Raw genomic sequence first — 2,305 nt, forward strand, 5'->3', positions numbered from 1 at the left:
CCCCTCACCTCCGCGCCCCTTGCCGACGCCATCCGCGAATTGACCGACGAGAACGCACTCGCCTTCTTCGACGCGATCGCGCCGATCGTGCATCGCGAATCCATCGACATGTCGGTCGCCTGGTTCCAGTCGCGCTACGACAAGGTCGGCCCCGGCGGCAACGGCGCCGACTACATCAACTGCCCGATGACCAAGGAGCAGTATGACGGCTTCGTCGCCGCGCTGATCGCCGGCGAGAAGACCGAGTTCAAGGAGTGGGAGACCAACACGCCCTATTTCGACGGCTGCCTGCCGATCGAGGTGATGGCGGAGCGCGGCCCCGAGACGCTGCGCCATGGTCCGATGAAGCCGGTCGGCCTCACCAATCCACACGATCCCGCGACGAAAGCCTACGCGATCGTGCAGCTGCGCCAGGACAACAAGCTCGGCACGCTCTACAACATCGTCGGCTTCCAGACGAAGCTGAAATACGGCGAGCAGCAGCGCATCTTCCGCACCATTCCCGGGCTGGAGAAGGCCGAATTCGCCCGCCTCGGCGGCCTGCATCGCAACACCTTCCTCAACTCGCCCAAACTGCTCGACGGCCAGCTGCGGCTGCGCGCGCAGCCGCGGCTGCGCTTTGCCGGCCAGATGACGGGCTGCGAGGGCTACGTGGAGTCCGCCAGCGTCGGCCTCATCGCCGGTCTCTACGCGGCGGCCGATGCCCGTGGCGAGACACTGGCGAGCCCGCCTGCTACGACCGCGCTGGGATCGCTGCTCGGCCACATCACCGGCGGCCATATCGAGACCATCGAGCCCGGCACGCGCTCGTTCCAGCCGATGAACATCAATTTCGGCCTATTCCCGCCGCTTGCGAGCGCTCCGACGAAGAAGCCCGACGGCACGCGCCTGCGCGGCAACGAGAAGACGGTGGCCAAGAAGCAGGCGATGAGTGCACTGGCGCTCGCCGATCTCGATCGCTGGATCGCCGATCACCTGCGCATCGCCGCAGCCGCGTGAGTTGTCGATGAGCCTCCCTAAAGACGACGCCGCGACGCTCTCGGYGCGATGGACCGAGGGCGTCCTGCTCAAGCGCGACGTGTTCTCGACCGTCGAGCGCGGCCGCTTTCGTGCCAGCAACGGCGAGGTCGATGCGGTGCTGCGCCGGCTGGATGAGGTGCCGTGGTGGTCGTTCCTGCTGGCCCGCCATCTGTTCGCGCGCGAGAAGCATGCGCTCGCCCTCGCCAAGGGCCTGAATGTCGGTCCCGAACTGCTGTGGGCCGGACGCCGGGCTCTGGTGCGCGGCTTCGTCGACGGCGTCGCGCTGCATCTGGCCAAACCGCATGGCGACCTCGCCTATTTCCGCTCGGCCAAGGCGGCGCTGCGCCGGCTCCGCCGTGCCGGCATCTGCCACAACGACCTTGCCAAGGAGCAGAACTGGCTGGTCGGCCGCGATGGCCACGCCTATGTGACCGACTTCCAGCTCGCCGCCTGCTTTGCACGCCGCGGCCGGCTCTATCGCATCCTCGCCTATGAGGACCTGCGGCACCTGCTCAAGCACAAGCGTTCCTACGCGCCCGAGGCGCTGACGCCGCGCGAGCGCAAGATCCTGGCGAAGAAGTCTTTCGCCGCGAGCCTGTGGCTCGCCACCGGCAAAAAGGTCTACCGGGCGATCACGCGCGGTCTGTTCAACTTCACCGACCGCGAGGGCGGCGGCCGCAGGCTCGTCAACGACGCGCCTGTGCTCGCGGAGCTGATCCGCAAGAATCCCGCCGTGCGCGACACCGCGATCGTTGCCTTTGCCGACCGCCGCTCCGGCGTTGGGCTCTATGCCTTCGTCGAGGCCGATCTGGCCACGCTTGAAGGCGAGCTTCGGAGCGAGCTTTCGGCCGCCAAGGGTCCAAAGCCGCCGGAACACATCCAGGTGGTGCATGCATTGCCGCGCGACACCAGCGGCAAGCCGCGCACCGAGATCCTGCAACTGGTCGCCATGAACCAGCTCGACCTGATCGAGCCGATGATGAAGAACGACCAGGACCGCGCTTTCCTCAAGGACATCCTGGAGCAGCGCAAGAACCTGCGCGACCGCTTCAATTTCGAGGCGGACCTGCCCGCGGGCTGACGGACGCAATGCGCCTTGAAGCGTCCACATTGGCGATAGAGAAGCGATCGGATCATTCGGGCGGCAGGTCATGGGCATTCGGGGGATGATGATGCATCGTGTGGTTGGCAGCGTGATCGCTGGCCTTCTCCTGTTCGCAGCCGCGCCCGCGATGGCCGAATCCCCGGCCGAGCTGATCTCCAGCTTTCGCCTCAAGAACGGTGA

The 2,305-nt window shown here is 66.5% G+C and carries 2 protein-coding genes and 1 pseudogene; all 3 read left to right on the top strand.

Annotated elements, in window-relative coordinates; all coding sequences use genetic code 11:
- A partial coding sequence (trmFO, locus tag AC1D00_RS37225; protein ID WP_477014101.1) for a methylenetetrahydrofolate--tRNA-(uracil(54)-C(5))-methyltransferase (FADH(2)-oxidizing) TrmFO occupies positions 1–999 on the top strand: 999 nt, incomplete at its 5' end.
- A 7-nt stretch (positions 1,000–1,006) separates the two neighbouring features.
- The gene (locus AC1D00_RS37230; RefSeq protein WP_477014102.1) at positions 1,007–2,101 is read left to right on the top strand and encodes a serine/threonine protein kinase; all 1,095 of its coding nucleotides are present in this window, start codon (positions 1,007–1,009) and stop codon (positions 2,099–2,101) included.
- Positions 2,102–2,192: 91 nt separating this feature from the next.
- Positions 2,193–2,305: pseudogene (locus tag AC1D00_RS37235) on the top strand (CAP domain-containing protein); the annotation flags it as partial.

The sequence above is a fragment of the Bradyrhizobium sp. P2_E8 genome, from assembly GCF_056403875.1.